The following is a 4,256-nucleotide window of genomic DNA, read 5'->3' on the forward strand; positions in this document are numbered from 1 at the left end:
AAGATAAGTATTCTCATCACGTAAGTGAATAAGGTCACGGTAAGACTAACCGTTTGATAGGCATTAAGTGTAAGTTTAGTAATAAATGTAGCTGAGATGTACTAACAGACCGAAGACTTGAATTTTATTTTTCGAAACTACGAAAAAATCTAGTACTGATATTATTGATTTAATCAATGATATCAGTATTTTTGCTTTGGTGTTTTTAGTGTATTAAGCGGAACCACACTGACCCATTTCGAACTCAGTTGTGAAACGTTATAAATCGACGACAATACTTGGAGGGGGACCTCCTGGGAAGATAGTTCAATGCCAAAGTTTTAATCTTTAGAGTTCAAGTACAATAATATCTGTAGTATTTTGTACTTTAGTAACTTTTAATAAAAAATAAAAATTGTAAGAGATGAAACAATCTTTCTTCTTCTTCTTCTTGATTCCTAATTAGTTGATTGTCAAGATAACTAATCATTAATGGGCGAAAAGTAGGATTACCCCAATTTATTCTTTGAAAATTGAGAATCAAATCTGTATAGGGATAATCCGAACGAAGTACTTGGCCAGAATACTCAAAATACTGAAGCACTAAAAGATGCTCAAAGATGTCCAGTTGATTTTGAAAAAAATAATCTTGGACTAGCTTTGTTTGGCGATGCTTTAGTTCCAGTTCAAAACGCACACTTTCATCTCTTTGATATACTCGATAATGACGTGAGTTATTTCTTCGGTTGACTTTTAACATTTTCCCCTTAGGAAAATCCTGTAACTTAATGTACTTAGTATTCGTATGATCTTGAATATGACTTCGGGAATCCACTAAAAATTTATCGAATGATTTGCTTGTATGACTCAACTCATTTGGTAGAGAAAAGCAAAGATCGATTCGACCTAAACGTAGAGTCTGCTGGTCAAATTTTAAAAGATCCCAATTAGACTTTTGAGTTTGGATAAGCTTATAGAAATAAGCCGCATTTTTTCCAGAGAAAATAATCTGAGTACCAACCCAGTAACCTTTAGATCCTGTATATTGACGGATAGAAACCTTATACTTTTTTTTAAAGCCATTAACCCCAATACTCGGGACATCGTCAATCAGAACATGTGGAGTAAAATACTTCAATAAACGACGGGCAATTATTCTAGGATCCATTAAACCTTCAAGGTTAAAAGAGATCCAATCGACTAGTAAATTTTCTGATTCGAAACTGAAATTATTTTGGTTCATTTTCTTCCCTCCTAGAGTATGCTGCTTTAAGGCAGAAAATGGTTGGTATTATCTGCCTTAAGGTGATAGTCGAAAATACCCAGGTTTTAGTGATTAGAATAAAATAGTTAATCTTTTAGTTGACTTAGGTCTTTTTAGTTGACTTAGGTCTTAAGTATTTGTATAATAGTGGCATAAATAAAAATTATTGCAAAATTTAAATTTAATGGTAAACAAAGATTCTACAGCCTATCAAGCTGGTCGTCTAGTTGGTAGGCTTATTTTAATTGGCTTAGGTTATATGATCGGGAAACGTTGGGGCAGAAAACCTATTGATAAATCGTTTCCAGAAAAAAAAAAATAAATATTAAATAAAAATAACATGTTTGGATTAAGAAATTTCACAGGGTTTTCTTTCGTTGGAAAAATAGGGAAAGTTGGTTTCGAATTTACAGCTGGAATAATTGACGAAGTAACTTTTAATATTACAGGCTCAGCTGCCGCTCATGCAACCGAAATTCCAGAAAATATTAATGTTAAATTCATTTCAAAAGATCAATTTATAACGAGTACATCTGCGGTAGTTACTTCCAAAATCGCACAAACTAAGCTATTTGACCTAATAGCCGGTGCAACACCAAATCTTATTATCTAATTTGAGGAAATAGAGTATAAGTCTTTATTTAAACGTCGGTAATAGAATATTAAAATAAACAAAAACAAATTGCCCGTAAACTTAAACGTGGTGATCAAGCTCGTAAAAATTTTAGCAAAAAAACAGTTGCTACTAGAAATAGAATTAAACCGCCAGTAGATTGATTTTAAAAATTTAGATCTCTATAGTGACTAGCGTTAATTATTGCTAGCCACTAAAATTATTTTATTTTTTCTCTTAACCACTCAAACCTTCTTATTTACGACCTCATTTTGGTTTAAGCTAGTATACCCTACTCAACCTACCAAGTAGGCTTAAAACGCATTTAAACCACCTCTCAGAAGCCGTTTCAATCTCAGTACCCGTGATTCAAAACATTAGATTTATTTCTACTCATAGTTCAGAAAGAATTAAAACTCATTCATTTATATTTTCCTTCAATTTCTTGAATTATTCAATATTTGTTATTTCTAATTTCTTAAAAAATTATTAAACAAATTTTATTTTAATTTTGTTAGAAGTCGTCTATGATAATAACTAAACAAGACAGAATGACTTAAAGGAAATTTTAAACCATAATAAAATTGTTTTTTAATTCGATGTTTTTTACAATTCTTTAATGGATTTAACTTTAAACTTTTCACAAAAGATAAAAATTGTAAGAGATGAAATAACCTTTCTTCTTCTACCTGATTCGTAATTATTTGATTTTCAAGATAACTAACGACTAACGAGCGAGAAGTAAGATTCATCAACTGATGGTATCGTCTTTGAAAATCCACAACCCAATCAGTATAGGAGTAATCTGAACGCAGTACTTGGGCAGAATATTGAAAATACTGAATAACTAATTGATGTTCGAAGACATCCAGTTGATTCTTAAACAAATAATCTTGGACCAACTTTGTTTGTCGATGTTTCAGTTCAAGTTCAAAACGTACACTTTCATCTCTTTGGTAAACTCGATAATGACGCGAATTATTCCTCCGATTGACTTTTAACATTTTTCCCTTAGTAAAATCCTGTAACTTTATCTACTTAGTATTAGTATGATCTTGAATCTGACTTCGGGAATCCACTAAAAATGCATCGAATGATTTGCTTCTGTGACTCCAGTCATTCGGGCGAGAAAAGCAAAGATCGATCCGACCTAAACTTAGATTATGCCCCTTGAACTTTAAAAGACGCCAATCAAACCTTTGAGTTTTTATAAGCTTATAAAAATAAGCCGCATCTTTCCCAGAGCAAATAATCTTAGTTCCGACCCAGTAACCTTTAGATATCGTATATTGACGGATAGAAACCTTATACTTTTTTTTCAAACCATGATATCCAATACTAGGTACATCATCAATCAGAACCTTTGGGGTAAAGTACTTCGATAAACGATCAGCAATTATTCTGGGATCCATCAAACCTTCAAGGTTCAAAGAGATCCAATCGACTAGTAAATTTTCTGATTCGAAACTAAAATTATTTTGGTTCATTTGTTTCCTCCAGTTTAACTAATCGATTAGAGACGTAGCCTAAATGTTCTTTCAAGACTTTGTAAATAGTAGGAGTACTTACTCCAGTTAACTTACTAATATCGGTAACAGATAAGTTTTTTCGTTCTTTCAAGTATTGAACTTTTTGAATCAAAGTTTTATTAATGATTGTTTTTCGTCCCTGATATTTTCCTTGTTTTTGGGCAGCACGGATTCCTTGGGCTTGGCGTTTTTTTCGCCTGTTATTTTCAAACTCTGCAATGCTTGAAAGAGTTGTCGCAATCAAACGGTTGATACCAGGATCATCCGAATGTGGTAGATCCAGAGAAATAAATTCAATTTTCCGTTTAAAAAGAATGTCCTGTAATTTCAAAAACTCAAGCGTATTTCGACTGCATCGATCAATTTTGGTTACCATCAACACATCACCTTCTTGAAGTTTTTGATTGATTAAAGTTTGAAAAATGGGGCGATTTTTAATTTCATTAGCAGCGGAGCCAACTTCCACTAAGATGTTTTTTTCTAAAATACCGTTTTCAATTAATTGTTGTTTTTGCCCTTCCAAAGAAGAATTATTTTCTTGAGATTTGGAGCTGACCCGAGTGTAACCGTATCTAGTCATTTTAGTAATCCCAGTTTTAAATTAATATAAGTTTAATTTAAATTATAAATTATAAGTACGAATACTGACAATTATTTTTAGAAATAATTTATTAATTTAGGGTTTTACCCTATTTTTAGTTGGGTTAACAAGAAATACAATTTACCTCATAGCTAATATTTTATCCAGCGGATACGACAATCAAATGTCTTCTCAGAGCCGCCTAACAATCCATTTAAGCTCACTTGATAGATGAAGCAGGGGATAATTACCCTCAGCTAAAATTCATTCCAAAATGGGCGTTTGCGAAGG

The 4,256-nt window shown here is 32.2% G+C and carries 4 protein-coding genes and 2 rRNA genes; 4 read left to right on the forward strand and 2 right to left on the reverse strand.

The genetic code is table 11. The annotated features are described in order from the left end of the window. Positions 1-125, forward strand: a 23S ribosomal RNA gene (locus AB1Z17_RS08715); the annotation flags it as partial. A gap of 70 nt (positions 126-195) precedes the next feature. After that, a 5S ribosomal RNA gene (gene rrf, locus AB1Z17_RS08720) occupies positions 196-318 on the forward strand. Between the two features lie 49 nt (positions 319-367). On the opposite strand, the gene AB1Z17_RS08725 is transcribed toward rrf, so the two are convergent. After that, positions 368-1,147, reverse strand: a complete 780-nt coding sequence (locus AB1Z17_RS08725; protein WP_368051419.1) for a hypothetical protein — start codon at positions 1,145-1,147, stop codon at positions 368-370. Between the two features lie 280 nt (positions 1,148-1,427). Here AB1Z17_RS08725 and AB1Z17_RS08730 point away from each other — a divergent pair, with 280 nt between their 5' ends. Further along, positions 1,428-1,565 (forward strand): hypothetical protein, encoded by a 138-nt coding sequence (locus AB1Z17_RS08730; protein WP_368051420.1) that lies wholly within the window; start codon positions 1,428-1,430, stop codon positions 1,563-1,565. 18 nt (positions 1,566-1,583) lie between these two features. Next, the gene (locus tag AB1Z17_RS08735) at positions 1,584-1,856 is read left to right on the forward strand and encodes a hypothetical protein (protein WP_368051421.1); all 273 of its coding nucleotides are present in this window, start codon (positions 1,584-1,586) and stop codon (positions 1,854-1,856) included. A gap of 1,473 nt (positions 1,857-3,329) precedes the next feature. On the opposite strand, the gene AB1Z17_RS08740 is transcribed toward AB1Z17_RS08735, so the two are convergent. Continuing rightward, positions 3,330-3,965 carry a recombinase family protein gene (locus AB1Z17_RS08740; RefSeq protein WP_368051422.1) on the reverse strand — a complete coding sequence of 212 codons (636 nt, stop codon included), beginning with the start codon at positions 3,963-3,965 and terminating at the stop codon, positions 3,330-3,332. Between the last annotated feature and the right edge of the window lie 291 nt (positions 3,966-4,256).

The sequence above is a fragment of the Lutibacter sp. genome (genome assembly GCF_040883305.1).
GTDB lineage: Bacteria > Bacteroidota > Bacteroidia > Flavobacteriales > Flavobacteriaceae > Lutibacter.

Coding starts and splice junctions, on each gene's coding strand:
- AB1Z17_RS08725 (WP_368051419.1), bottom strand. CDS start 1,147: ATGGATCCTAGAATAATTGCCCGTCGTTTATTGAAGTATTTTACTCCA.
- AB1Z17_RS08730 (WP_368051420.1), top strand. CDS start 1,428: ATGGTAAACAAAGATTCTACAGCCTATCAAGCTGGTCGTCTAGTTGGT.
- AB1Z17_RS08735 (WP_368051421.1), top strand. CDS start 1,584: ATGTTTGGATTAAGAAATTTCACAGGGTTTTCTTTCGTTGGAAAAATA.
- AB1Z17_RS08740 (WP_368051422.1), bottom strand. CDS start 3,965: ATGACTAGATACGGTTACACTCGGGTCAGCTCCAAATCTCAAGAAAAT.